Raw genomic sequence first — 21880 nt, forward strand, 5'->3', positions numbered from 1 at the left:
TAAAGATGCAAATCAGTTTTACAAATAGTGGCCGAGATCGAGTTTTGCGGAGGATCCCGGCCGCGCGAAGCGGTCAAAGCGGCATCGCCGGTGCAGAAATCGCGCCGTCAGCAGGTTCCGCCGGCGATGCTCTTACCTGTTTTCAGATCAAAACCGAAGTAACAGGTATACCCGTCAGCGGGTGCGAATGTGCACCACACATTCTCCTTGCTCCGGCTGCGCGCACCCTTCTCCCTGATGCACGTTTCCTTGTCATCTGGAGGGATCGCATTGAAGATGTCCTTTGCCGATTGGCCTTCGACGATGAAAGACAACTTGCGATCCTCCTTGGTCGGCGCCTGCTGGTCACCCAAGTCGCCGGAGTAAATGGTGTATTCGCCCTTGAACGGCCGATACGGCGCCGGCCAATGGAGTTGCTCGCCAGCGTATGCCAAAGTAAGCAGCGAGGTTGTACCCAAGATTGCCAAAGTCTTCTTCATATTGTGCTTGCCTGTACTTCCACATGGAAGTGATTGTCGTGATTCTTTAGCGGCAGGACGCCTGGAATACTCAGATCGTTGAAGTACACTTTGATCACCGCAGGATGCGACTGAAAGAGACCGATAAGCCTTTCCGTGGCTTCTCTGTCATAACCGGCCTGAAAATAATTTACTGCAACACAAGCGCCATCTTTTCGCAAAGGGCGGATGTCGACCTGCAGGCCATTCTTATGTGAAGCATGCGGTTTGAACTTGCCGCCGCCCGGCAAGCTGATGTTCCCAATCCCGAACTTCCGGCGGTCGAGCGCCTGCCACTCGCGTTCGATGAATAGGATCAGCGTCATCATCGCGGGATGGGCATATTGCCCGCCTCCCTGATCCGGCGTGCCATCCACGTAATAGCCTGCATCTTCGGGAGCTTGCGGGAGCATGAAGTAACCACGCGAATCTCTGGGTTGGACTTCGAGCATGGCCAGCCTCCACTCACATGATGCGATTGGTTGCCAAGTCCCAGCCGCCGGCCGTGTTGCCGCCTGCGCCACCGCCGATTTTCTGCTGGGTGTATTTCCATTTGACCTTCGAAAACTTGAGGGCCACGGAATCCTGGAGAATGCCACCTTCATGAGCAGCCTGATTCACGCCGCCAATCAACACGTTTTCCAGTTCAACCTCGTAATACTTGACCGGCTTGCCGTCGCTGTCGGCACGCATGAATTCAAGCTTGGCTTTAGGAATTGTCTTCCCTGCCGAACAGACCTGCATCAACAGGGGTGACGACAGATCGGCGAGCTTCGTTACCGTAATGCTACGGTGTTCGCAACGTTCGGCTGTGTGGCCGCCAGCAGTCGACGCCGTCGCTGACTTGGGCTGCAAAACACCCCACTGGGCAGACGTCAGTTCAATTCATCCCTGGTGAGCGGAATCCTGCGACTCTCCTTTGATACCATCAATTTGCAGATACACGTCGATTGCCATGAAGTCGTCTCCAAGGTTGAGGGTGAATCACTTCTGCGATGAAGACACGAAGTATTCACCCGAACCCAGCAGACGCGCGATGCGTTTCGTCAAGCAAAACGACATCGCGACGCACGACAGTCTGTTCGCTCAAGAACAACTACCATACGCGTAATACCCCGCCGACGTCTGCCTGACATCCGTATACGCCATCAGCATGTAATACCCCAGATACTGGTTCGAATTCTTCGCATACACCTGGCCATCGGCGCCGATATAAGCCCGGCCGGCGGCCACGTGCGACACATTGCTGGCATACCAGTGGCTGCACGTGAACGGCGCCGCCTTGTTGCCGCTGACGATCTTGTCGATCATGGTCTTGATGGCGACCATCTGCCCGCCGCTCTTGGCCGGGAAATTCACGTCCTCGTAACCCCACCAGTCCCAGCAACCGCCCGGATTGTTCGCGGTGACGATCGTTTGCGGATACAGCACGATGATGTTGTTCGTGTCGGCCCAGCGGTTATAGCCCGCATTCTGATAAAAGGCCGTGCCGACGACGGAGGCGCTTTGCAGGCAGCCGTGGAACGCCACGTGCAGCCGGCATGACTGTCCCGCCGCGCAGGTGGCCGGCACGTAGGCGTAGCCGCTGCTGGCCATGCTGTAGGTATTCGGGTTGAAGTTGCCCCAGAAGACGGACTGGTCGAAATTAATAAAACTGCCGCTCAGGGTGCCCGTATTCTTGGGATTCAGCGGTCCATAAATCCATTTCAGGATTTCGCCCGCGGTATCGAAGTTGCAGTTGTCGACGTAAGGGCTGCCGTTGATGGCGCAGCCGTTGCCGAAGAAATCCGTCGGGACCGAATGCTCGGCCGCGAGATTGTTCTTGTAATAGATATTGGCGGCCGGGAGGTAACTGCCATACATCGTCTTGAGATCGTCCATGACGGGCTGGCGCACCGTGGAATCGATCGTTCCCGACAACAAATAGACCTTCGATGCCGCCATATTGCTGGTCGGGTCGATATAGCCATTGCCCGACCACGTATTCACCACCGACGTCAGGTACGGCAGATTGCGCGAGCCGGTATTGGCCATGCACGGGCCGATCGAGATCGCGGCATTGCCCTGCGAGCAGTAATAAGGGCCGCCGGCGATGACGCCCGCGCCCTTTCTGACCGTCTTCGAATACGCGAAATGCATCTGCACGGCCATGTCGGCGCCGGAGGAAAAGCCGGAGACCGACACGTCGTTCACGCTGACGTTGTATTTGGGCAGCGCGACGACCGCCGCGAAGGCGCTCGTGCCGAGAAAGCCAATGAGGATGCCGGCAAGATGTCTTGCCCTGATCAGGATTGCCATGTTGTCTCCGATTGTTGTTGTGAGATTGACTCGAATCAGATTAGTTGAGGTAGACCGATGTGCAAGCGCAAAGCAATGTGCGCGCTTGATCAGGCGGCTGTGCAAAAACGCCCGCCGGCACCATTGCCACCGTCGAGATCTCGACCCGCAAGACGCGCTCGTCGGTTGCCATGTCCGGCGCGGAGATGCAGAAGGTGCTACCAGGCCAGGTGCTGCCAGGCGTGAATCCGCTGAAGGCATTGCAGACGCTGCCGGGCGTGCGCTTCCAGCCGGCCGACCCGTGGGGCAACAATGAGCAGAACCTGGCGCTGCTCGTGCACGGCTTCAATGGCACAAGGCCGGCTTGCAGGTCGTCGTCTGGACCTTCCGTCCGGAGAACGCCTTCCTCGCGGCCGACTTCCGCGACGGCGCCGGCTTGAGCGCGCGCCACGACGCGGGATCGGTCGCGGAGATCCGGCGCTATCTCGAGACGGGCATCGACGGCCTGTTCTCGGACGACCCGGCGCCCGCCCGCAAGGCCATCGACGGCTGATCGTCGCCCACGTGGCGCGGCGTGTACCATGTGCGCATGACTTACCGCCTCGCCATGTTCGATTTCGACGGCACATTGGCCGACTCGTTTCCCTTTTTCGTCAGCGTCTTCAACACGGTCGCCGACCGCCACGCGTTTCGCCGGATCGACATCGAACGCGCCGGCGAGTTGCGCCACCTCGGCGTGCGCCAGATGATGGACCACGTCGGCATGCCGGCCTGGAAGCTGCCGCTGGCCTCGAAAACCTTCATGGCGATGATGCAGGACAGCGCCCACGCTATTCCCCTGTTCGACGGCATCGCGGACGCGCTGCGGCACCTGCACGACCACGGCGTGCCGCTCACCGTCGTGTCGTCGAATTCCGAGCACAACGTGCGCGCGGTGCTGGGGCCGGAACTGGCGGCGCTGATCCGGCGCTTCGACTGCGGCATGTCCGTCTTCGGCAAAGCGAGCCGCATCCGCGCCGTGCTCAAGGCCTGCGGCGTGGCGCCCGCGGATGCGCTCTACATCGGCGACCAGGCCACCGACGCCGAAGCCGCGCGCAAGGCCGGCGTGGCGTTCGGGGCCGTGCACTGGGGTTATGCCGCCATCGAAGCCCTTCGTGAGCAGGCGTGCGCCACCGAGTTCGTGACGCCGGCGGAGCTGCGCCGGATCGCTGCCGCAGCCTGACGCCTGACCAGCGGCCGTCGCGTCACGGGTAACGTGGGCGCCCCGTGCGCACACGCTCAACCGGCTCATGCCCGGCCAACACGATGCACTCGCACTACGGGTAGGGTGGGCGCCCCGCGCCCACGCGTTCAACCGGCTCATGCCCGGCCAACACGATGCACACGTCACGCGTGGGCAGCGCATGCCGCACGTCCATGCCGCCGTTATCGGTCGAGCTGCCCACCCTACGGCTGACGCTAAGGATAGCGCCGTGTCCGCCATGCGTTGCATGAAAATAGTTTGCATGCTAAACTTTCGCATATCAACAGTACTCAACCAAAGTATTTACGCGAACCGACATGCGCCTATCCGACCAGACCCTGAGCAGTCTCACCGCCGCGCTGACCCACGCGTCGCGCGCCTACCGTGCCGCCGCCGACAAGGTCGCGTCCGATTTCGGCCTGTCCCAGGCGACCGGCCTGCCGGTGCTGGTCATCCACCGCTTCGGCGACAACGGCGTGCGGCCGGGCATCCTCGCCGAGACGCTGAGCCTGGAAGCGTCGTCGCTCGTGCGCGTCGTCGACCACCTGATCGGATCGGGCCTGGTCGAGCGCCATGAGGACCCGCAGGACCGCCGCGCCAAGATCCTGCGCCTGACCGACGAGGGCCTGAAAACGGCCCACCAGATGGACCAGGCCCTGACGCCCTTCCGCCGCAAGCTGTTCGGGGAGTTCGACGCGGCCGACGTCGAGGCCACGCTGCGCGTCCTGTCCGGCCTGCCGACCGCCATCGCCACGATCCAGGCCGCATGAACACACCCACCCGGTCGGAGATTCTGTTCTCCGTCAAGTCATTCGCGGCAGCGATGCTCTCGGTATATTTATCGATGCGCATCGGACTGCCGCGACCCTTTTGGGCGATGATGACGGCGTACATCTGCGCCGCGCCGTTCGCCGGACCGACCCGCTCCAAGGGCCTGTACCGCGCGGGCGGCACCGTCCTGGGCGCCATCGCGGTCACGTTCCTCGTGCCGCGCCTGATCAACTCGCCCGAACTACTGTCGCTGACGCTGGCGCTGTGGATTGCCGGCTGCCTGTATTTCTCGCTGCTCGACCGCACGCCGCGCTCCTACATGCTGATGCTGGGCGGCTACACGGCCGGCCTCATCGCCTTCCCCGCCGTGAACGATCCGAGCGCCATCTTCGACATCGCCCTCGCGCGCGTCGAGGAAATCCTGCTCGGCATCACTTGCGCCACCGTCGTGCACAGCCTCGTGCTGCCGCAACCGTTCGGTCCGATGCTGCTGGCGCGCCTGGACAATGCCGTGCGCGACGCCCACCACTGGATCCGCGACGCCCTGAATCCGGCCGGCGATGCGCGCGCCGCCTCCGACCGCCGCAAGCTGGCCGGCGACATCACCGAGATGCGCCTGATGACGACCCACCTGCCGTTCGACACGTCGCACCTGCGCTGGACGGAGACGGCGGTCAACGCGCTGCAGGAACGCCTGGCCGCGTTCGTGCCCATCGTCTCCGGCGTCGAAGACCGCCTGACCGCGCTGCGCGACATGGGGGCCACGGACGTGTCGGCACGCTGGCGCGTGCTGCTCAAGGACGTCGTCGCCCTCACCGAAACGCCGAAAGACGTGGCGCTCGATGCCCCGGGCGCCGCCGTGCGCCAGCGCATCGACGCGCTCGAACCGGCGGTGAACGAGGAACTCGGCTGGACCGGCATGATCGAAGTGAACCTGGCCGCGCGCCTGCGCCGCCTGATCGACGTCTGCATCGAAACGCGCGCCTTGCGCCAGCACATCGACGCCGGCGTGCACGGCAGCCTGCCCGAGGCCGTGCGCCATCTGCCGGGCGTGCCGATGAGCGCGCTCCACCACGACCGCGGCATGGCCGTGCTGTCCGCCTTCGCCGCCGCGGTCGCCGTGCTGGCCTGCTGCGCGTTCTGGATCCTGACCGGCTGGCCGTCCGGCGCGGCCGCCCCGATGATGACCGCCGTGCTGTGCTGCTTCTTCTCCACGCAGGACAATCCGGTGCCGTTCATCAAGACCTTCATGTGGTATTCGATCTTTTCGATCCCGCTGTCGGCCATTTATCTGCTGGGCATCCTGCCGGCCGTGCACGGCTTCGAGTCGTTCATCCTCGCGTGCGCCCCGACCTTCCTCGTGCTGGGTGTGTTCGTCGCACGGCCCGCGACGTATGGCCGCGCCATCCCCTTCCTGTTCGGCATCTGCGGCACCCTGGCGATGGTCGACACGCACAACGCCGACATGGTCTCCTTCATGAACAGCACGCTGTCGCAGGTCGTCGGCTACGTCGCGGCCGCCGTCACCACGAGCGTGTTCCGCACCGTCGGCGCCGGCTGGACGGCGCGCCGCCTGTTGAAGGCCGGCTGGCGCGAGCTGTCGCGCCTGGGCAGCGGCGAACGGGTGCCGTCGCTGCCGGAATTCTCGGCGCGGATGGTCGACCGCGTCGGCATGCTGACGCCGCGCCTGGCGCTGGCCGGCAAGGACCAGGACCTGCAAGCCGTGGACGCCCTGCGCGACCTGCGCATCGGCCTGAACATGACCTTGCTGCAAAGCGTGCGCGCCCAGCTGGGGCGCGGCGAAGCGGCCGTCGGCCCGCTGATGAAGCAGCTGGCGCGCCATTTCGCGCTGCGTCCGGCCATCGACGCCGGTTGCGAACGCAGCCTGCTGGATACGCTCGACAACGCCCTGCGCGCCATCTGCGCCGGCCAGCGCGACGCGGCCCAGCGCGAGGCCCTGGCGGCGCTCACCGGCATGCGCCGCGACCTGTTTCCCAAGGCGGCGGCCTATGCGCCGTCGCTCGCAACCGCACTCTGAAAGGCGATCCGATGATCGGCGAAGTCAGCATCTACGGCCTCTACGTTCCTCCGCTCCTGCTGCTCGCGCTGGCGGCGCTGGTGGTATCGCGGCTCATCAATCTGGTCCTCGCCAGGACGGGCTTTTACCGCCTCGTCTGGCACCCGGCCCTGTTCGATTTTTCCCTGTTCGTCATCGTGCTCGGCGCACTGACGTATTACACACGCAACTGGTCTTGAGATGGCAATGAAAACTATTTTGGCGGCGATTGGCCGGGTAAGTCTCACGGCGGTGGTGACCGCGGGCGCGGTCTACGCGGGCTGGCAGCTGTGGCACCACTACGAACTCGAGCCATGGACGCGCGATGGCCGCGTGAAGGCCTATGTCGTGCAGGTGGCGCCCGATGTGACGGGCCAGGTGACCAAGGTCCACGTCCACGACAACCAGCAGGTGAAAGCGGGCGAGCCGCTGTTCGAGATCGACCGCGCCCGCTTCGAACTGGCCCTGCGCCAGGCCGACGCCCAGGTGACGGCGGCCGCAGCCGCGCTGGCCCAGGCGCAGCGCGAGAACAAGCGCAACACCCAGCTCGACGACCTCGTGTCGCAGGAAACCCGCGAACAAGGCGAGACCCGCACCGACCAGGCCAGAGCCGCGCTGGCACAAGCCATCGTCAACCGCGACACGGCCCGGCTGAACCTCGAGCGCACGCACGTCGTGTCGAGCGTGGACGGCATCGTGACGAACCTCGACCTGCGCGAGGGCGCCTACGCCACCACGGCGCATCCGGTGATGGCCGTCGTCGACAGCGGCTCGTTCTATGTCGAAGGCTATTTCGAGGAAACAAAGCTGCCCGGCATCCAGCTGGGCGATCCGGTCGACATCACGCTGATGGGCACGCGCCAGCCGATCCACGGCCACGTCGAAAGCGTCGCCGAAGGCATCACCGACCGCGACCGCAGCACGGGCGCCAACATGCTGCCGAACGTGAACCCGACCTTCAACTGGGTCCGCCTGGCCCAGCGCGTGCCGGTGCGCATCGCCCTCGACCGGGTGCCGGCCAACGTGCGGCTCGTGGCCGGGCAGACTGCGACCGTCAAGGTGCTGCCGGCCGCGGCCAAACCCGCTGCCACGCCCGCTGTCACGCCCGCTGCGGCACCCGCGGCACCGGCCAGGGCGGCCGCTGTCGTCGCCGTCGCCGCCGCCAAGTCCGCAACCGCCACCACGCATTGACGCAACGATCATGAACCTTTACCGCTCAACCGCCAGGAAAGCATGCGCGCTGACGCTGATGGCGGCGGCGCTGGCCGCCTGCACGACGGTCGGCCCCGACTATCACGTGCCGAACGAGGCCGTGATCAAGCGCGACGCGGCCAACGCCCCGTTCATGGGCGCGACCGAAACGCCGTTCAAATCCGACCCGCTGCCGGCCGACTGGTGGCATCTGTACCAGGACCCGCTGCTCGACAAGCTGATCGCCAAGGCCTTCGCCCACAACGCCGACCTGCGCGTGGCCGCCGCCAACCTGCAACGCGCGCATGGCGTGCTGGACGAGGTCGAGGAAAAGAAACGCCCCGAAGTCGAGATGAGCGCCGCCCCGCTGTACGGCCGCATCGCCGGCGCGCAGTTGGGCATCCCGGAACAATTACCCACCGACGGCCTGTACGACGGCGACATCAAGATCGGCTACACGCTCGACCTGTGGGGCCGCATCCGGCGCGCCGTCGAAGCGTCGGAAGCAGACGTCGACGCCGCGCAGGCCGCCAGCGACCTCACCCACGTGATCGTCGCGGCCGACACGACCCGCGCCTATGCGGAAGCGTGCTCGGCCGGCTATCAGCTCAAGGTGGCGCAGCAATCCGTCGACCTGCAGGCAAAATTCGCCAGGCTCACGGCCGAACGCGTCCAGCGCGGCCGCGGCATCGCCATCGACACCACCCGGGTCCAGGCCCAGCTCGAACAACTGCGCGCCAGCCTGCCGCCGCTGGAAGCCCGGCGCCGCACGGCGTTGTACCGCCTTGCCGTTTTGACCGGCGAAGTGCCGAGCCAGTTCCCGGCCGAAGTCGCGCAATGCGCCACGCCGCCGCGCGTCGCAGCGACGATCCCCGTCGGCGACGGTGCCGCCCTGCTGCGCCGCCGTCCGGACGTGCGCCAGGCCGAACGCCAGCTGGCCGGCGCGACCGCGCGCATCGGCGTGGCGACGGCCGAGCTGTACCCGAACATCACCCTGGGCGCATCGGTCGGCGCGGTCGGCATGATGAGCCAGTTCAACGATGCGAATACCTGGAAATTCAGCCTGGGCCCGCTGATCTCCTGGAACCTGCCGGCCACCAGCTCGGCCCGCTCCCACATCGCCCAGGCCAAGGCCAACACGACGGGTGCGCTGGCCCGCTTCGACGCCGTCGTGCTGAACGCGCTGCGCGAGACGGAAAGTGCGCTGACCGTCTACGCCCGCGAACTCGACCGCAACGCCTTCCTGCGCGCCGCGCGCGACCAGAGCGCGCTGGCATCGCGCCAATCGGCCAAGCTGTACCAGTTCGGCCGCACGGACTTCCTGTCCCAGCTGGACGCGGACCGCACGCTGGCCAGCGCCGAGAGCATGCTGGCCGCGTCCGACGCGCAGTTGGCGGCGGACCAGGTGCAGTTGTTCCTGGCCCTCGGTGGGGGTTGGGAGAACACGCACACGGCCCACGACAAGCACGACACCGCGCAGGTGGCGCAGGCGCGTCACGCGGAGTGACGCGCCTGTCGCTCACAGCAATTTGTCGAGCGTGACCGGCAGATCGCGCACCCGCTTGCCCGTCGCGTGGAACACGGCATTCGCGATGGCGGCGCCGACGCCCGTGATGCCGATCTCGCCGATTCCCTTGGCGCCCAGCGGGTTCACGTGCGGATCGTCCTCGTCCACGATCTGCACGTCGATTGCCTGGATGTCGGCATTCGTCGGCACGTGGTATTCGGCGAAGTTGCCGTTCACCGCGCGGCCTTCCCGCTTGTCGATCATCGTTTCTTCGAACAGCGCCAGGCTGATACCCCAGACGATGCCGCCCATCAGCTGGCTGTAGCCCGTCTTTTCGTTCATCAGCTTGCCGACGCCGTAGACGCCGACCACGCGCGGCACGCGGATCTCGCCCAGGTCTTCATCCACCGTCACCTCGACGAACACGGCACCGAACGCATGCATCGAATATTTCTGCTTCTCGTCGCCGGGCTCGGCCTTGGCCGTCACCTCCACCGGACTGCCGTGGCGTGCAACGATCGCCTGCATGGCGACACGCCGGGCCGGCTCCGCCAACAGATACAGTTCGCCGCCATCCGTCGTCGCATCCACGCCGACCTGGTCGGCTGTCGCGCCGAACAGGGGAGAACGCTCGTCCGCGGCGGCGATCCCGACCAGCTTCAGGCGCAGCGCCTGTCCCGCCGCCTGCACGGCCGGCGCCACGCTGGCCACCGTCATCGACCCGCCGGAAACGGGCGCCTCCGGCATCCGCGAATTGCCCAGCTCGAAACGCACGCGCTCCACCGGCACGCCAAGCGCGTCCGCCGCCACCTGGGTCATCACGGTGTAGGTGCCGGTGCCGAGGTCTTGCGTGCCGGAGCGGAACAGCGCGATGCCATCCGGCTGCAGTGTCGCGGAACACTCTGCCGGCGAGCGATTCGTCGGATAGCTCGCCGTCGCCATGCCCCAGCCGACCAGTTTATTCCCCTGCCGCATCGAGCGCGGCTGCGGATTGCGGTCGCGCCAGCCGAAACGTTCGGCACCGATCTCGTAGCACTGGCGCAGCGATTTGCTTGAAAACGGCAAGTCCTTGCCGGGATCGCGCTCCGTGTAGTTTTTCAGGCGCAGTTCGAGCGGGTCCATGTGCAGCTCGCAGGCCAGTTCGTCGATCGCGCAGTCCTGGGCATACGAACCGGTGGCCTCCCCGGGCGCGCGCATGAACGTGGGCGTGCCCAGGTGCATGCGCGCGAGGCGGTGCGACGTTTCCTGGTTCGGACTTTCGTACATCATGCGCGTGACGAGGCCGCACGGCTCGATCCAGTCCTCGATCATCGACGTGTACGCGATCGTGTCGTGGCTGGACGCCATCATGCGCCCGTCCGGCAGCGCCGCCATGCGCATGCGCTGCACGGTGTTGGGGCGGCAGCCGACCGGGCCGAACATCTGGTTGCGGTCCAGCGACAGTTTGACGGGACGCCCCACCTGCTTGGCGGCCATCGCCGCCAGCACGACGTGCGACCACGCGGAGCCTTTCGAACCGAAGCCGCCCCCCACGTAAGGGCAGATCGCCGTGACGTTTTCCGGCGGCATGTCGAAGATGCTGGCGACGATGCGCTGCACGCCTTTCATGTACTGGGTCGAGTCGTACAGCGTGAGGTGGTCGCCCTCCCATGCGGCGATGGTCGCGTGGGTTTCGAGCGGGTTGTGGTGCTCGATCGGCGTCGTGTAGGTGACGTCGATCCGCGCGCTGCCCGCCAGCAGCCCGGCGTGCAGGTCGCCGCGTTTCGTGTCGGTTTCTTCCGCCAACACCTTGTCCGGCGGATGCAGCGATTGCCTGGCCTGTTCGAAGTCGACCACGGCCGGCTTGCGTTCGTACTCGATGCGCAGCCGGGCCCCGGCCTCGCGCGCGCGCTCGAACGTGTCGGCCACGACGACGGCAATCGGCTGGTTGTTGTAGTAGACGTCGTCTTCCTGCAGCAGGGTCAGCCTGCGGCCGATGGGCGGCTGGATCTTGCCGTCTTTCGTCTTCGGCGGCAGGCGCAGGGCGTTCTCGTGGGTCATCACGAGCAGCACGCCCGGCACGTCGCGGGCCGCGCTGTCGTCGATGGCGAGCACGCGTCCACTGGGAATCGTGCTCGTGACGAGGACCGCATGGGCCACGTTGTCGACCGGATGCTCGGCCGAATAACGCGCCGCGCCGCTGACTTTCGCCCACGCGTCGACGCGATTGATGGGTGCGCCCGTGATGCTCATGCCATACCTCCCATCAGGCCCGTGGCGATCCGCAGCGCCCGCGCGACCGCGCGCTGCGCCAGTTCGACCTTGAACGCATTGTGCGCGTGCGGCCGGGCACCGGCGACGGCGTCCTCTCCGACTTTGCCCAGCACGGCGTCGCTCAACGCGTCCAGCGCCTGGCCGCGCAATCTCTGTTCCGCGCCGAGCGCGCGCCAGGGTTTATGGGCGACGCCGCCCAGCACGATGCGCAGGTCGCGGATGGTCTCGCCGTCCAGGTCGACGGCCGCTGCCACCGACACGAGCGCAAACGCATAGCTGGCGCGGTCGCGCACCTTCAGGTAGTGCGCGTGCCGCGCAAACGGCGACGGGGGCAGTTCCACGGCCGTGATCAGTTCGCCCGGGCGGATCACCGTGTCGTCCTGCGGCCGGTCTTCCGGCAGGCGGTGGAAATCGGCGACCGCCACCTGCCGCTCGCCGTCCGGCCCCTGCAGGCGGACGACCGCGTCGAGCGCGACGAGGGCCACGCTCATGTCCGACGGATTGGTCGCGATGCAGTGCGGGCTGGCGCCGAGGATCGCATGGATGCGGTTGTGGCCGTCGATGGCGTCGCAGCCCGAGCCCGGATCGCGCTTGTTACAGTGCGGGAAGGCCGGATCGGTGAAGTAATAGCAGCGCGTGCGCTGCAACAGGTTGCCGCCGACGGTCGCCATGTTGCGCAGCTGGGTCGACGCGCCGTTCAGCAGCGCTTCCGACAGCAGGCGGTAGCGCTGGCGCACGAGCGGGTGGTTCGCCGCCGCCGTGTTGCTGGCCATGGCGCCGATGCGCAGGCCGCCGTCCGGCAATTCCTCGATGTCGGCCAGCGCCAGCCGGCTCACGTCGACGAGGCGCACCGGTAGTTCGATGCCGCTCTTGTACAGGTCGAGCAGATTGGTGCCGCCGCCGATGAATTTGGCGCCGGGCTGGCGCGCCAGCTCCAGCGCATGGTTCACGTCCCTGGCACGGTCATAGAAGATCGATTGCATGCGCGTCCTCCTAGGCCTGGCGCAAGACCACGCTGTGGACGGCCTTGACGATGTTGGGATAGGCGCCGCAGCGGCACAGGTTGCCGCTCATGCGCTCGCGGATCTCGTCTTCCGACAGCGCGCCCGGCGCCAGCTGGTCGCCTTCGGTCAGCATGCTGGCTTGCCTTGCCTTCACTTCGTCCAGCAGCGCCACGGCCGAACACACCTGCCCCGGCGTGCAATAGCCGCACTGGAAGCCGTCGCAATCCATGAAGGCCTGCTGCATCGGATGCGGCAGGCCTTCCTTGCCCAGGCCTTCCACCGTCGTGATCTCGCGGCCGTCGTGCATGATCGCCAGCGTCAGGCAGGAATTGATGCGCTGGCCGTCCACCAGTACCGTGCATGCCCCGCACTGGCCGCGATCGCATCCCTTCTTGGTGCCGGTCAGGCCCAGCACTTCGCGCAGCGCGTCCAGCAGCGTCACGCGTGGCTCGATCGTCAGGTTGTGCTCGGCACCATTGATCCGCAAGGTCAGCGGTTGCGGCGGGGCGCAGGGCAGCGTCGCGCCCTGCGCCCGCTGTTCCGATAGATTCTGGTCGTCATCTGGCATGCTTGGCTCGCTTCCATTCCGAAATGGCAGGCTACCGTCAGACCGGCCCGGTCCGCACGGGTTCCTGCTGAGGCTAAAAAGGGATGACGCCGCACTTCAAACCTTGATCCAGGCCAGCGGTGCGTCATAAGCATCCTGGTCATCATCTCTGAAATCAAAAAATCACGGAGCGCGCCAGAATCTAATTCTTCAAAGAAATCAGTGACTTGGATTCACGCGTGAAAGGCCGCCGTTGCGGTCCATGTTTGAAGGGCTCTATACTCATGCAGTGATGCATGGAAGCATCGCTAACCCGGAAATGACCATGCGCTCCACCTTGCTCCTGTTGACCCCGCTCTTGCTGCTGGCCGGCTGCGTCAACGAATCGGCCAGCTATACGATCGACGGCAGCGACCACGCCCTGACCGTGGTCGTCACGCAGGACTATTTCTGGAGCAGACAGGTGGGCCTGCGCGTGATCGCGTCGCGCCTGCCGGACTGCCAGCGCCAGTTCGACCTCGGCAAGGCGCCGCTGGCCAACCTGAACGTCGAGCTGTTCTCGACGGGCGACGAAGCGTTCCTGCTGCGCTCGGGCAATGAGATGTGGCAGCTGGAAACCCGTGACTGCAGCCAGTTGCCTGAGCCATCGGACAATGTCCAGGCGCAGCCGATCGGCGTGTTCCACATGGACGCGAAAAAGAAATTCGTGTTCGAGCCGGCGGAAGGCTCGGTGGCGGCCTCCCGCTGATTCACGCGGCCTGGTTCAGCGCTGGCCCGTCAACTGGCGCAGCCGCGCGATTTCGGCCGTGCGTCCGAGCCGGTCGAGCGCCTGCTCGAGCAGGGTGCGGTCGCCTTCGCGCAGCATCGTCCATTGCGTGAAATATTCGTGCACGGTACGCCAGGGCGGGAACTCGGGCGGCATGCTGCGCCAGGCGCTGCCGGTGTGGAGGAAGTACAGGACGGCGCAGAAGACATCGTACAGATCGTGCTTGCGCGGCCGGGTCTTGCGGCGCGCCGCTTCCAGCATTTCACGCACGGTCTCGAACTGTTCACGCGGTACATCGCTTGGAAAGGTTTGCCTGGCCATGTCGATCGCCTCAAAAATCACTTGGAGACACATGATCCGGAACAGGTTCCCGATCATCGACGGGGCGTAGCGCATTGTCGCGACGGGATCGAACACGGGCGCCCAGTAAATACACAGTCTAGCAGCGTGTTCGGAATCATGGCGCCTTTTTTTCGGGCGGCATGCGCTGGGCGCCGCGCCACCGGCAAAAGGAGGCGGCAAAGGAGGGATTATGGGGCGGCGTGCCGCCCCGGCAGCTCAGTCGCGGGCCAGCGACAGGAATTCGGTGCGCAGCGCCAGGTTCGGCTGCAGTTCACCCAGCAGGGTCGAGGTGATGGTTTCCTCGCCCGGCGTGCGGATGCCGCGGCTTTCCATGCACATGTGGCGGCACTTGATGACCACGCCCACGGCTTTCGGTTCCAGCACTTCCATCAGCGTATTGGCGATTTGCACCGTCAGGCGTTCCTGCACCTGCAGGCGCTTGGAGAACACGTCGACGAGACGGGTCAGCTTCGACAACCCGACGATCTTGCCGTTCGGCAGATAGCCCACCGTCGCCTTGCCGAAGAACGGCGCCAGGTGGTGTTCGCAATGGCTGTAGACCGGAATGCCGCGCACCACGATCAATTCGTTGTATTCCTCGGCGCCATCTTCGAAGGCCTTGAGGATCTCGACCGGGTCCTGGTCGTAGCCGGAAGTCCAGTGTTTCCAGGCCTTGGCGACACGCGCGGGGGTCTCGTGCAGGCCGGAGCGGTTGGGATCTTCGCCAAGGCTGGACAACAGGCGGCGCCAGTCGTTCTCGGTGAAGACTTCTTTGTCAGACATGGTGAATCCTAAAATTTTCGATTGCCGAGAGTATATAGAAAATGGGGCAGATCCACAGATGGCGGCAGCTTCCTTGCGCAAATCGGACTCCACACCGTCGCCGATGCGCTAGCGTAGTCGACGTCCTTGTCACTGCGCGGGAGAACATCCATGCTTGGAAGCACTGTCCTGGAAGTCGCGATCGGCCTGACATTTTGTTATGGCACGGTCGCCCTGATCGTCAGCACCTTGCAGGAAGCGCTGGCCGCGGCGTTCCGGTTGCGTGCCAACACCCTGCTGGCGGGTGTCAAAAGCATGCTCAACGACCCGTGCTTCGACGCCCTGGCGCGGGCCGTCTACATGCATCCGCTGGTCAACCCGCACACGGACGGCATCGCGCCGAACGAGCGGGACATGCGTACCCGGCCATCGTACATCGAACCGGCGCATTTTGCGATTGCCCTGGTGGACAGCCTGTGGAAAGTGCCGGGCGACTTCATCCAGCTTGCCGGCGCAATCGAGACGATCCCCGATCCGCAGCTCCGGCAGGTGATGCGCGGGCTGTACGGCCGCGCGCGCGACCTGCAGCAATTCCAGGACATGCTGGCCGGCTGGTTCGACAACGCCATGGCGCGCATGTCCGGCACCTATAAACGGCGGCAGTTGCTGATCTCGCTGCTGCTGGCGCTGCTGCTGGCGATCCTGTTCAACATCGACAGCATCCACCTGTTCCGCACCCTGTGGCAGCAACCCTCGCTGGCCGCGCACCTGCGCGACGCCCCCGGTGCGCTCGACCCGGCCGTGTTCGACGCCCTGATGGCGCTGCCAATCGGCTGGACCCGCTTCCCGCCGGTGCCCGGCGCCGACTTCGCGCTGCAGGTCGCCGGCTGGTTCGTCACGGCGTCGACGGCGCTGTTCGGCGCGCCCTTCTGGTTCGACCTGATGCAGCGTGTCGTGCGCATGCGCAGCACCGGCACCCGGCCGGAAGAACTGCCGCTGGCGCTGCGTGTGGAAGGCAGGATCGCGGCCGCGGCCACGCCGCTGCCCTGATGCCGGCCGCGCCGGGGCCCCGCGTCCCCCTGCGCGGCCTCAGCGTCCGGCCGGACGATGGCTGTCGACCAGCATGCTCGACACCGACACGTGCGGCACGCGCTCGGGCCACTCGTCATCCGGGCCGAACCAGCGCGCCTCGAGGATCTCGTTGGGATCGGTGCGGATGTCGCCGTCCAGGTAATCGGCCGTGAACGCGATCATGAGCGAGTGCGGGAACGGCCACGACTGGCTGCCGAAATAGCGCAGGTTGTGCACGCGCAGGCCGACTTCCTCGAACACCTCGCGGTGCACGGCTTCCTCGATCGTTTCGCCGGCTTCCAGAAAGCCGGCCAGCGGCACGAAGCGCTTTACCGCCGACTGGGTGTGCAGCGCCAGCAGCACTTTGTCGCCGTTGCGGATCAGGACCATCATCGCCGGCGAGATGCGCGGATACGCCATGTGGCCGCAGTTCACGCACTTGAAGCAGCGTTCGCCCGCCGCCAGCACGGTGCCGCTGCCGCAGGCGCCGCAAAAACGGTGCGTGCGCGCCCATTCGGCGACCTGAACCGCGCGCGCGGCCACGCCGAGCCGGGCCTCATCGAACTCGCCGAACAGCGAACGCAACCCGCGCCAGGCGTAGCCGGACGGTGCCTGCGCCTCGTCGTCGACCCAGGCGGTCTGGCAATAGCGCCCCTCCAGCAGGCCGACCGGTTGCAGCCGCTGCGGATCGAGCGCGAGGCTGCGCACCGCGGCCTCGTCGGGCAGGCCGAGGTCGGCCTCGCGCACGAGCAGCCGTCCGCCGTGGAAGACGAAGGACAGCGGCGCGGCATCGTGCTGCGGGGCCATCAGGGGCGTGAACGAGGCGGGCGTCTGGAGCATGGGATATCCGGTCATCAAGGGAACTGCCGAAGATGATACCGTCTTTCGCCACACCGAATGGATGAACTAATCCAGCGCATCGTGCTCCAAGACTTAGCTGGACCGTTGCATCGCAATCGAACCAGGAGGAGACGATGACCGATGTTCCCGTCGTACTCGGTATTAACCGGATCAATGCACGCGTCAGGCAGCGCGAATGGTTTCGCCGCCTGCCCCCGCACGCCCTCGCGATACCGCCTTTCCTCGTGACCAAACGGATCGAACCGGAGCTGCCCACATGATCCGCGCGTATCCGGAACGGGCCAGCGTGCTGCCCGGCGCCACGCTGATCCTGCACGTGTCCACCGACAGCCGCCGTTTCCGCGTCACCTTCCACCGCTGGGGCGACGGACCGATATGGATGCTGCGCAGCGACTGGCTGCCCGGCGCATGGACAGCCGGCGCCGCGCCGGACGTGGACTGGAACTGGCCGGCCTATCACTTTCCGATTCCACGGGACTGGCCCTCGGCCGTCTACATCGCCGACTTCGAAGAGGACGGCAGCAAGACCACATTCGATCTCACCCGCGGCGACGGGAGCGCCCTGTTCGTCGTGCGCCCGCGGCGCGAGCGGCGCGACACCGGCACCGTGTTCCCGGCCGGGACGACCCACTGGGCGCAAGTGCTCGACGCCGGCCGGGATCGCCAGCCGGAGCACATCACGTGCAATGTCCTCGACTGCCTGTCGCGTGTGTAGGGCAGATGCCTCGTCAAAGGAGGAAAACGTGTACCGTCGACCATTGCTGCAGCGCCTCGATCCGTCGTCGGTTGTGGTATTCCGCGCCCTCCACCTGGGCGATATGCTGTGCGCGGTGCCGGCGCTGCGTACGCTCCGCGCCGCCCTGCCGCGCGCCCACATCGCGCTGGTGGGCCTGCCCTGGGCGCAGCAATTTGCCGACCGGTTCGACACGTACGTGGATGAATTCATCGCCTTTCCCGGCCATCCCCTGCTGCCCGAGCAACCGGTGCGGCAGGAAGCGCTCGCGCATTTCTACACGGGCCTCTGCACCCGCCAGTTCGCATTGGCACTCCAGTTGCACGGAAGTGGCGACGTGAGCAATGACATCGTCAGCGGTTTCGGTGCGCAGGTCATGGCCGGATTTTGTCGCGGCGGCCCCGTCGTCCGCGACCGCACCGTCCTGTTTCCCTATCCGGAAATCGGTGCGGAGCCGGAACGGCTGCTGTCCCTGATGGAACAGCTGGGCGCGCCATCGACGGAGGTGCACCTGGAATTCCCGCTGTCGCGGCAGGACGAGGATGAATGGCGTAAAAGCGGCCTCGGCGGCACGCTCGTTCCCGGCGAATACCTGTGCATCCATCCTGGCGCACGCAAGCGGGACAAATGCTGGCCGGCGCATCTGTTTGCCGAGGTCGGCGATCGCCTGGCGGCCGAATTCGGCCTCAAGGTAGTGTTGACAGGATCGGCCGAAGAAGCGGACCTGACGGCCGACGTCGCGGACCGCATGCAGCACACGCCACTCGACGCCGCCGCCCCGATCTCCATCGGCGCGATGGCCGTCCTGCTGCGCGATGCCAGGCTATTGCTCTGCAACGACACAGGCGTTTCCCACATCGCGGCCGGCCTCAAGCTCAAGAGCGTCGTCGTGTTCAGCAAGGCCGACATCGCCCGCTGGGCGCCACTCGACCGTCACAAGCACCGCTGCATCTGGGACCCGGGTGCGGAACGCGCCCAGGTGGTACTGGAACACGCACGTGCCCTGCTCTCCGACACGGCGCCGAGCCGGCAGCGCAGTGCCGGCATGTGGCCGTACTGGTAGCGATAGTGATCGGTGAGCGGACCTCGGCGCCGGCAGGGCCCGCAATCTCGAGTCAGGTCATCCGTGCGGCCCCGGTACACAGTCCGCCGGCGGGTCGGCCAGCGGCAGCACATACGGCGCGTCGATGGCCCGCGCCGTGATCGTCGTCGGCAGTTCCATGTGATACGCACCGGACGGCAGGATGGCACAGCCGCCATAACGGGCCATGACGCGCTGCTGGGCCAGCACATCTTCGCCGCAATGCTGGGCCGGCAGCTTGCGCCAGAAGTCGAAGCCGCCCGCGGCCCTTAACTTGGCCGTATCGAACATCACGCATCCGCCTACCCAGGCAATCTTGTAGCGCAGGGTCGCCCCGCGCTCATGCTTCAGGCGGGACTGCACGTGGAACAAGTTGGCGGCGCTGTGCAGGTGATGACGTGCCCATGCCGGACTGCCGGGGCGTATCGTTTCCGGCATCACGGGTCCTTCCCAGAATTCGATTGTCTCCTGCATCGGCCGTAGTTGTCCCAGGTAGCTCAATCCGTGCAATGCACTGCCGACGAGGCCGCACCGTTCCGCGCGCATGACGGCGTGTAACCGGGCGACCAGGTCCGGTTCGAGGATGACGTCGTCGTCGACGAACAGGCAGCAGGCGGCGCGCACCTGGGCCAGCAGGAATGCGCGCTGTTCGGCCATGCCGCGGCGGCGCGGACGCCGGAACGTATCGACGCTGCGCCCGCACGCGCGCAGGTAGCGCAAGACCGCCTGCACTTCGCCGCGTGCGCACGCGCCCTCCTCGTCCGACTGGTCGGCAAGCACGATGCGCAAGGCCGGCCAGGTCTGGGCGCCGAGTGCCGTCAACGTAACGGCGAGCGCCGCGGGCCGGTTGCGGGTCGGGATCAGGACGTCGATCGTCTCGCTCACGGCGTCGCCCGTCCATTCCGCGGCGCCTGGCCGTTCAGATAGGGATTGAGCGCGGGATCGTTGTACATCTTGAACTGGCGATAGAGCTTGAAATATGCCTGTCCGGCCCGCGCCTCCGCGAGCAGGAGGTCGAGGCAGGACATCAGGTCCTGGCGCTGCGTGAGCAGCCGCTCGAGCTTGCCGGTGCAGGCGCGGACGTGATCTTCGTCCGGAGCGGCGCGTTGCGCCTGCGCGCGCATGTGGTGGATCTTGAGGGCCAGGATCGACAGGCGGTCGACCATGGCGCCCGCCGTTTCGCTCGAGAGCCGGGCGCCGGGCTGGCAGACGACCTGGTTCAGGCAAGCCAGCAGCGTTTCGTCGATGGCCTCGACCGCGTCGTTGCGCTTCTGGTTGTAGCGGTCGATCAGGCGCTTGCCGGCCGCGATCTCGGCGGGTGGCACGTCCAGCCGGCGCGTCCGGTCTTCCTCGCGCCACAGCAGGCCGTTGTAGCGGTGGTTGTCATCGATCCATGCCCACACGCCGCCGCCCGGGCCGGCACCTTGGGACATCACCGGCCAATCGCGTTCACGCAGCTGGCGGTCGTGGAACCAGACGACGGACACGGCATCGATTTCGCTTTGCATGAAGACTCCGATCCTGAGCAGACGAGTGACGTGGCTTGGAGTACGCAGGCGTACTGGAGTTCTTCGGAATTCGCGCGGACTTGGCACAGCGCAAACAGCGCGCGCCGGACGACAAAGATTACTTCAGCAGGCGCGAACGGCTGGCCACGAAGGCGATGAGGGCAGCCAGGGCGCCGATGTAGGCGATGGCGACCTGCATGCCCAGGCCTTGCGCGATGGCACCGATTACCGGCGGGCCCATCAGGCTGCCGCTGTAGGCCATGCTCGCCACGCCGGCCAATGCCGCCGGACCTTGCGCGCCGGCGGCGCTGAACACGAACGGGAACACCAGCGCCATGCCCATGCCGGCGACGGCGAAGCCGAACAGGGCGACATAGGCATTCGGCGACAGCACGGCAAAGAACAGGCCGGCGGCACCCAGCATCGAGCCGCTGGTGACCAGGGGACGGGCGCCGTGGCGGGCCTTGAGCTTGTCGCCGACGAGGCGGGCCAGCAGCATCATGACGGAGAACGCGGACAGGGCCAGCGGCGCCAGGCCATCCGACGCACCGAAATGCTCTTTCAGGAACACGCCGCTCCAGTCGGCGATGCTGCCTTCCGCCATCGAGCCGAGGAAACCGATGGCGCCCAGGAACAGCAGCGGGCCGCGCGGCAGCGACAACGATTTTTTCGCGACGGTTTCGCCGGCCTCCGTCGCGTCCAGCAGGGAAAAGCCGAAGTACAGGACCAGGGCCAGCGGACCGGCCAGCATCACGAAGTGGGTCGCCGGTGCGATGTGCAGGCTGGCCATCAGGCTGCCCAGGGTCGCCCCCGCCAGACCGCCGGCGCAGCCGAGGCCGTGCAGCTTCGACAGTTCCGATTTGCCGGTCTGCTTTTCGCGTCCGGTCGCGGCCGAGTTGACGGCGACGTCGAAGGTGCTGGCGGTGATGCCGAGGCTCAGCACCGCCATCATCAGCAAGGGAACGGTCGGCGCGGCGCCGATGGCGATCAGCACGGCCAGCAGGGCCATGCCGGAAAACAGCATGGTCTTGCGTGCGCCGAGCGAACCCATCATGCGCGATGAAATAGGGTACGACAGAACGGCGCCGAGTCCGCCGCAGAGAAGAATCATCGACAACGCCGCGTGCGACACGTGCACGCGTTGGGCCATCGCGGGAATACGGCCGGCCCAGGAACCCATGATCACGCCGAACACCGTAAACAGGAGCGGCAAGGCAAACGACTGGGCTTGCGACAATGCGATGTCGCGCGAGCTGGCGGTACGAACGGGCAGATGATTTTGCATTGAGTAGATATTTATTGTTGAAAGACGGTTTTTGCGACGCAAGCGAGCAGTGAACTAAAGCAAACGCCAACCGATTGGTTGGCGCGTAGAACACTGACAGGAGGCAATTTTACGACCTTTCCGCG

The 21880-nt window shown here is 65.9% G+C and carries 22 protein-coding genes and 3 pseudogenes; 12 read left to right on the forward strand and 13 right to left on the reverse strand.

Annotated elements, in window-relative coordinates; genetic code table 11:
• Positions 1-107: 107 nt before the first annotated feature.
• The 4 genes and pseudogenes from ACEN9Q_RS24215 to ACEN9Q_RS24230 form a co-directional block, all read right to left on the reverse strand.
• The gene (locus ACEN9Q_RS24215) at positions 108-479 is read right to left on the reverse strand and encodes a hypothetical protein (protein WP_495626303.1); all 372 of its coding nucleotides are present in this window, start codon (positions 477-479) and stop codon (positions 108-110) included.
• Positions 476-949: a penicillin-insensitive murein endopeptidase gene (locus ACEN9Q_RS24220; protein WP_495626304.1), complete on the reverse strand. Its 474-nt coding sequence runs from the start codon at positions 947-949 to the stop codon at positions 476-478. The genes ACEN9Q_RS24215 and ACEN9Q_RS24220 overlap by 4 nt, the downstream gene beginning before the upstream one ends.
• 13 nt (positions 950-962) lie before the next feature.
• Positions 963-1454: pseudogene (locus tag ACEN9Q_RS24225) on the reverse strand (Hcp family type VI secretion system effector).
• 129 nt (positions 1455-1583) lie between these two features.
• Entirely contained in the window at positions 1584-2795 is a 1212-nt protein-coding gene (locus tag ACEN9Q_RS24230) for an extracellular catalytic domain type 2 short-chain-length polyhydroxyalkanoate depolymerase (RefSeq protein ID WP_495626305.1), read from the reverse strand.
• A 331-nt stretch (positions 2796-3126) separates the two neighbouring features.
• On the opposite strand from ACEN9Q_RS24230, the pseudogene ACEN9Q_RS24235 reads away from it, so the two are divergent.
• The 7 genes and pseudogenes from ACEN9Q_RS24235 to ACEN9Q_RS24265 all read left to right on the forward strand — a co-directional run.
• Positions 3127-3327: pseudogene (locus tag ACEN9Q_RS24235) on the forward strand (glycerophosphodiester phosphodiesterase family protein); the annotation flags it as partial.
• A gap of 36 nt (positions 3328-3363) precedes the next feature.
• Positions 3364-3996 (forward strand): HAD hydrolase-like protein, encoded by a 633-nt coding sequence (locus tag ACEN9Q_RS24240; protein ID WP_495626306.1) that lies wholly within the window; start codon positions 3364-3366, stop codon positions 3994-3996.
• 338 nt (positions 3997-4334) lie between these two features.
• A complete protein-coding gene (locus tag ACEN9Q_RS24245) occupies positions 4335-4787 on the forward strand; it encodes a MarR family winged helix-turn-helix transcriptional regulator (protein WP_056437968.1) in 453 nt (150 codons plus the stop codon).
• On the forward strand, positions 4784-6826 hold the full coding sequence (locus ACEN9Q_RS24250) for an FUSC family protein (RefSeq protein ID WP_495626307.1): 2043 nt from the start codon (positions 4784-4786) through the stop codon (positions 6824-6826). The genes ACEN9Q_RS24245 and ACEN9Q_RS24250 overlap by 4 nt, the downstream gene beginning before the upstream one ends.
• A gap of 11 nt (positions 6827-6837) precedes the next feature.
• Positions 6838-7044 carry a DUF1656 domain-containing protein gene (locus ACEN9Q_RS24255; protein WP_056437962.1) on the forward strand — a complete coding sequence of 69 codons (207 nt, stop codon included), beginning with the start codon at positions 6838-6840 and terminating at the stop codon, positions 7042-7044.
• Positions 7045-7051: 7 nt separating this feature from the next.
• Entirely contained in the window at positions 7052-8035 is a 984-nt protein-coding gene (locus ACEN9Q_RS24260; RefSeq protein WP_495626308.1) for an efflux RND transporter periplasmic adaptor subunit, read from the forward strand.
• Positions 8036-8045: 10 nt separating this feature from the next.
• On the forward strand, positions 8046-9542 hold the full coding sequence (locus ACEN9Q_RS24265) for an efflux transporter outer membrane subunit (protein WP_495626309.1): 1497 nt from the start codon (positions 8046-8048) through the stop codon (positions 9540-9542).
• Between the two features lie 12 nt (positions 9543-9554).
• Here the strand turns inward: ACEN9Q_RS24265 and ACEN9Q_RS24270 are convergent, their stop codons facing one another.
• From ACEN9Q_RS24270 to ACEN9Q_RS24280, 3 genes are read right to left on the reverse strand one after another with little or no spacing between them, the layout of a single operon-like run.
• On the reverse strand, positions 9555-11774 hold the full coding sequence (locus ACEN9Q_RS24270; protein ID WP_495626310.1) for a xanthine dehydrogenase family protein molybdopterin-binding subunit: 2220 nt from the start codon (positions 11772-11774) through the stop codon (positions 9555-9557).
• Positions 11771-12778, reverse strand: a complete 1008-nt coding sequence (locus tag ACEN9Q_RS24275) for an FAD binding domain-containing protein (RefSeq protein WP_495626311.1) — start codon at positions 12776-12778, stop codon at positions 11771-11773. Before ACEN9Q_RS24275 ends, ACEN9Q_RS24270 begins: the two co-directional genes overlap by 4 nt.
• A 10-nt stretch (positions 12779-12788) precedes the next feature.
• A complete protein-coding gene (locus ACEN9Q_RS24280; RefSeq protein WP_495628993.1) occupies positions 12789-13397 on the reverse strand; it encodes a (2Fe-2S)-binding protein in 609 nt (202 codons plus the stop codon).
• A gap of 274 nt (positions 13398-13671) precedes the next feature.
• Here ACEN9Q_RS24280 and ACEN9Q_RS24285 point away from each other — a divergent pair, with 274 nt between their 5' ends.
• Positions 13672-14094: a hypothetical protein gene (locus tag ACEN9Q_RS24285; RefSeq protein ID WP_495626312.1), complete on the forward strand. Its 423-nt coding sequence runs from the start codon at positions 13672-13674 to the stop codon at positions 14092-14094.
• 63 nt (positions 14095-14157) lie between these two features.
• Here ACEN9Q_RS24285 and ACEN9Q_RS24290 read toward each other — a convergent pair.
• Positions 14158-14433 (reverse strand): annotated as a pseudogene (locus ACEN9Q_RS24290) (transposase); the annotation flags it as partial.
• A 237-nt stretch (positions 14434-14670) separates the two neighbouring features.
• Positions 14671-15237 (reverse strand): GTP cyclohydrolase I FolE, encoded by a 567-nt coding sequence (gene folE, locus ACEN9Q_RS24295; RefSeq protein WP_056437946.1) that lies wholly within the window; start codon positions 15235-15237, stop codon positions 14671-14673.
• Positions 15238-15387: 150 nt separating this feature from the next.
• On the opposite strand from folE, the gene ACEN9Q_RS24300 reads away from it, so the two are divergent.
• Entirely contained in the window at positions 15388-16266 is an 879-nt protein-coding gene (locus tag ACEN9Q_RS24300; RefSeq protein WP_200958268.1) for a hypothetical protein, read from the forward strand.
• A 39-nt stretch (positions 16267-16305) separates the two neighbouring features.
• On the opposite strand, the gene nudC is transcribed toward ACEN9Q_RS24300, so the two are convergent.
• Positions 16306-17127, reverse strand: a complete 822-nt coding sequence (nudC, locus tag ACEN9Q_RS24305; protein ID WP_495626313.1) for an NAD(+) diphosphatase — start codon at positions 17125-17127, stop codon at positions 16306-16308.
• Positions 17128-17261: 134 nt separating this feature from the next.
• On the opposite strand from nudC, the gene ACEN9Q_RS24310 reads away from it, so the two are divergent.
• From ACEN9Q_RS24310 to ACEN9Q_RS24320, 3 genes are read left to right on the forward strand one after another with little or no spacing between them, the layout of a single operon-like run.
• The gene (locus tag ACEN9Q_RS24310; RefSeq protein ID WP_157201749.1) at positions 17262-17408 is read left to right on the forward strand and encodes a hypothetical protein; all 147 of its coding nucleotides are present in this window, start codon (positions 17262-17264) and stop codon (positions 17406-17408) included.
• Positions 17405-17863 (forward strand): hypothetical protein, encoded by a 459-nt coding sequence (locus ACEN9Q_RS24315; protein ID WP_495626314.1) that lies wholly within the window; start codon positions 17405-17407, stop codon positions 17861-17863. Before ACEN9Q_RS24310 ends, ACEN9Q_RS24315 begins: the two co-directional genes overlap by 4 nt.
• A 28-nt stretch (positions 17864-17891) precedes the next feature.
• Positions 17892-18944, forward strand: a complete 1053-nt coding sequence (locus tag ACEN9Q_RS24320) for a glycosyltransferase family 9 protein (RefSeq protein ID WP_495626315.1) — start codon at positions 17892-17894, stop codon at positions 18942-18944.
• Positions 18945-19001: 57 nt separating this feature from the next.
• On the opposite strand, the gene ACEN9Q_RS24325 is transcribed toward ACEN9Q_RS24320, so the two are convergent.
• From ACEN9Q_RS24325 to ACEN9Q_RS24335, 3 genes are all read right to left on the reverse strand, one after another.
• On the reverse strand, positions 19002-19847 hold the full coding sequence (locus ACEN9Q_RS24325) for a glycosyltransferase family 2 protein (RefSeq protein WP_495626316.1): 846 nt from the start codon (positions 19845-19847) through the stop codon (positions 19002-19004).
• A complete protein-coding gene (locus ACEN9Q_RS24330) occupies positions 19844-20470 on the reverse strand; it encodes a DUF4254 domain-containing protein (RefSeq protein ID WP_495626317.1) in 627 nt (208 codons plus the stop codon). The genes ACEN9Q_RS24325 and ACEN9Q_RS24330 overlap by 4 nt, the downstream gene beginning before the upstream one ends.
• Positions 20471-20588: 118 nt before the next feature.
• Complete coding sequence (locus ACEN9Q_RS24335) at positions 20589-21755, reverse strand: MFS transporter (protein ID WP_495626318.1); 1167 nt, start codon at positions 21753-21755, stop codon at positions 20589-20591.
• Positions 21756-21880: the final 125 nt, after the last annotated feature.

It is taken from the genome of Massilia sp. Masssp93 (assembly GCF_059491295.1).

Excerpts from the sequence above, each read along its gene's own strand:
- ACEN9Q_RS24215 (WP_495626303.1), bottom strand. The coding sequence starts at position 479 with ATGAAGAAGACTTTGGCAATCTTGGGTACAACCTCGCTGCTTACTTTG.
- ACEN9Q_RS24220 (WP_495626304.1), bottom strand. The coding sequence starts at position 949 with ATGCTCGAAGTCCAACCCAGAGATTCGCGTGGTTACTTCATGCTCCCG.
- ACEN9Q_RS24230 (WP_495626305.1), bottom strand. The coding sequence starts at position 2,795 with ATGGCAATCCTGATCAGGGCAAGACATCTTGCCGGCATCCTCATTGGC.
- ACEN9Q_RS24240 (WP_495626306.1), top strand. The coding sequence starts at position 3,364 with ATGACTTACCGCCTCGCCATGTTCGATTTCGACGGCACATTGGCCGAC.
- ACEN9Q_RS24245 (WP_056437968.1), top strand. The coding sequence starts at position 4,335 with ATGCGCCTATCCGACCAGACCCTGAGCAGTCTCACCGCCGCGCTGACC.
- ACEN9Q_RS24250 (WP_495626307.1), top strand. The coding sequence starts at position 4,784 with ATGAACACACCCACCCGGTCGGAGATTCTGTTCTCCGTCAAGTCATTC.
- ACEN9Q_RS24255 (WP_056437962.1), top strand. The coding sequence starts at position 6,838 with ATGATCGGCGAAGTCAGCATCTACGGCCTCTACGTTCCTCCGCTCCTG.
- ACEN9Q_RS24260 (WP_495626308.1), top strand. The coding sequence starts at position 7,052 with ATGAAAACTATTTTGGCGGCGATTGGCCGGGTAAGTCTCACGGCGGTG.
- ACEN9Q_RS24265 (WP_495626309.1), top strand. The coding sequence starts at position 8,046 with ATGAACCTTTACCGCTCAACCGCCAGGAAAGCATGCGCGCTGACGCTG.
- ACEN9Q_RS24270 (WP_495626310.1), bottom strand. The coding sequence starts at position 11,774 with ATGAGCATCACGGGCGCACCCATCAATCGCGTCGACGCGTGGGCGAAA.
- ACEN9Q_RS24275 (WP_495626311.1), bottom strand. The coding sequence starts at position 12,778 with ATGCAATCGATCTTCTATGACCGTGCCAGGGACGTGAACCATGCGCTG.
- ACEN9Q_RS24285 (WP_495626312.1), top strand. The coding sequence starts at position 13,672 with ATGCGCTCCACCTTGCTCCTGTTGACCCCGCTCTTGCTGCTGGCCGGC.
- folE (WP_056437946.1), bottom strand. The coding sequence starts at position 15,237 with ATGTCTGACAAAGAAGTCTTCACCGAGAACGACTGGCGCCGCCTGTTG.
- ACEN9Q_RS24300 (WP_200958268.1), top strand. The coding sequence starts at position 15,388 with ATGCTTGGAAGCACTGTCCTGGAAGTCGCGATCGGCCTGACATTTTGT.
- nudC (WP_495626313.1), bottom strand. The coding sequence starts at position 17,127 with ATGCTCCAGACGCCCGCCTCGTTCACGCCCCTGATGGCCCCGCAGCAC.
- ACEN9Q_RS24310 (WP_157201749.1), top strand. The coding sequence starts at position 17,262 with ATGACCGATGTTCCCGTCGTACTCGGTATTAACCGGATCAATGCACGC.
- ACEN9Q_RS24315 (WP_495626314.1), top strand. The coding sequence starts at position 17,405 with ATGATCCGCGCGTATCCGGAACGGGCCAGCGTGCTGCCCGGCGCCACG.
- ACEN9Q_RS24330 (WP_495626317.1), bottom strand. The coding sequence starts at position 20,470 with ATGCAAAGCGAAATCGATGCCGTGTCCGTCGTCTGGTTCCACGACCGC.
- ACEN9Q_RS24335 (WP_495626318.1), bottom strand. The coding sequence starts at position 21,755 with ATGCAAAATCATCTGCCCGTTCGTACCGCCAGCTCGCGCGACATCGCA.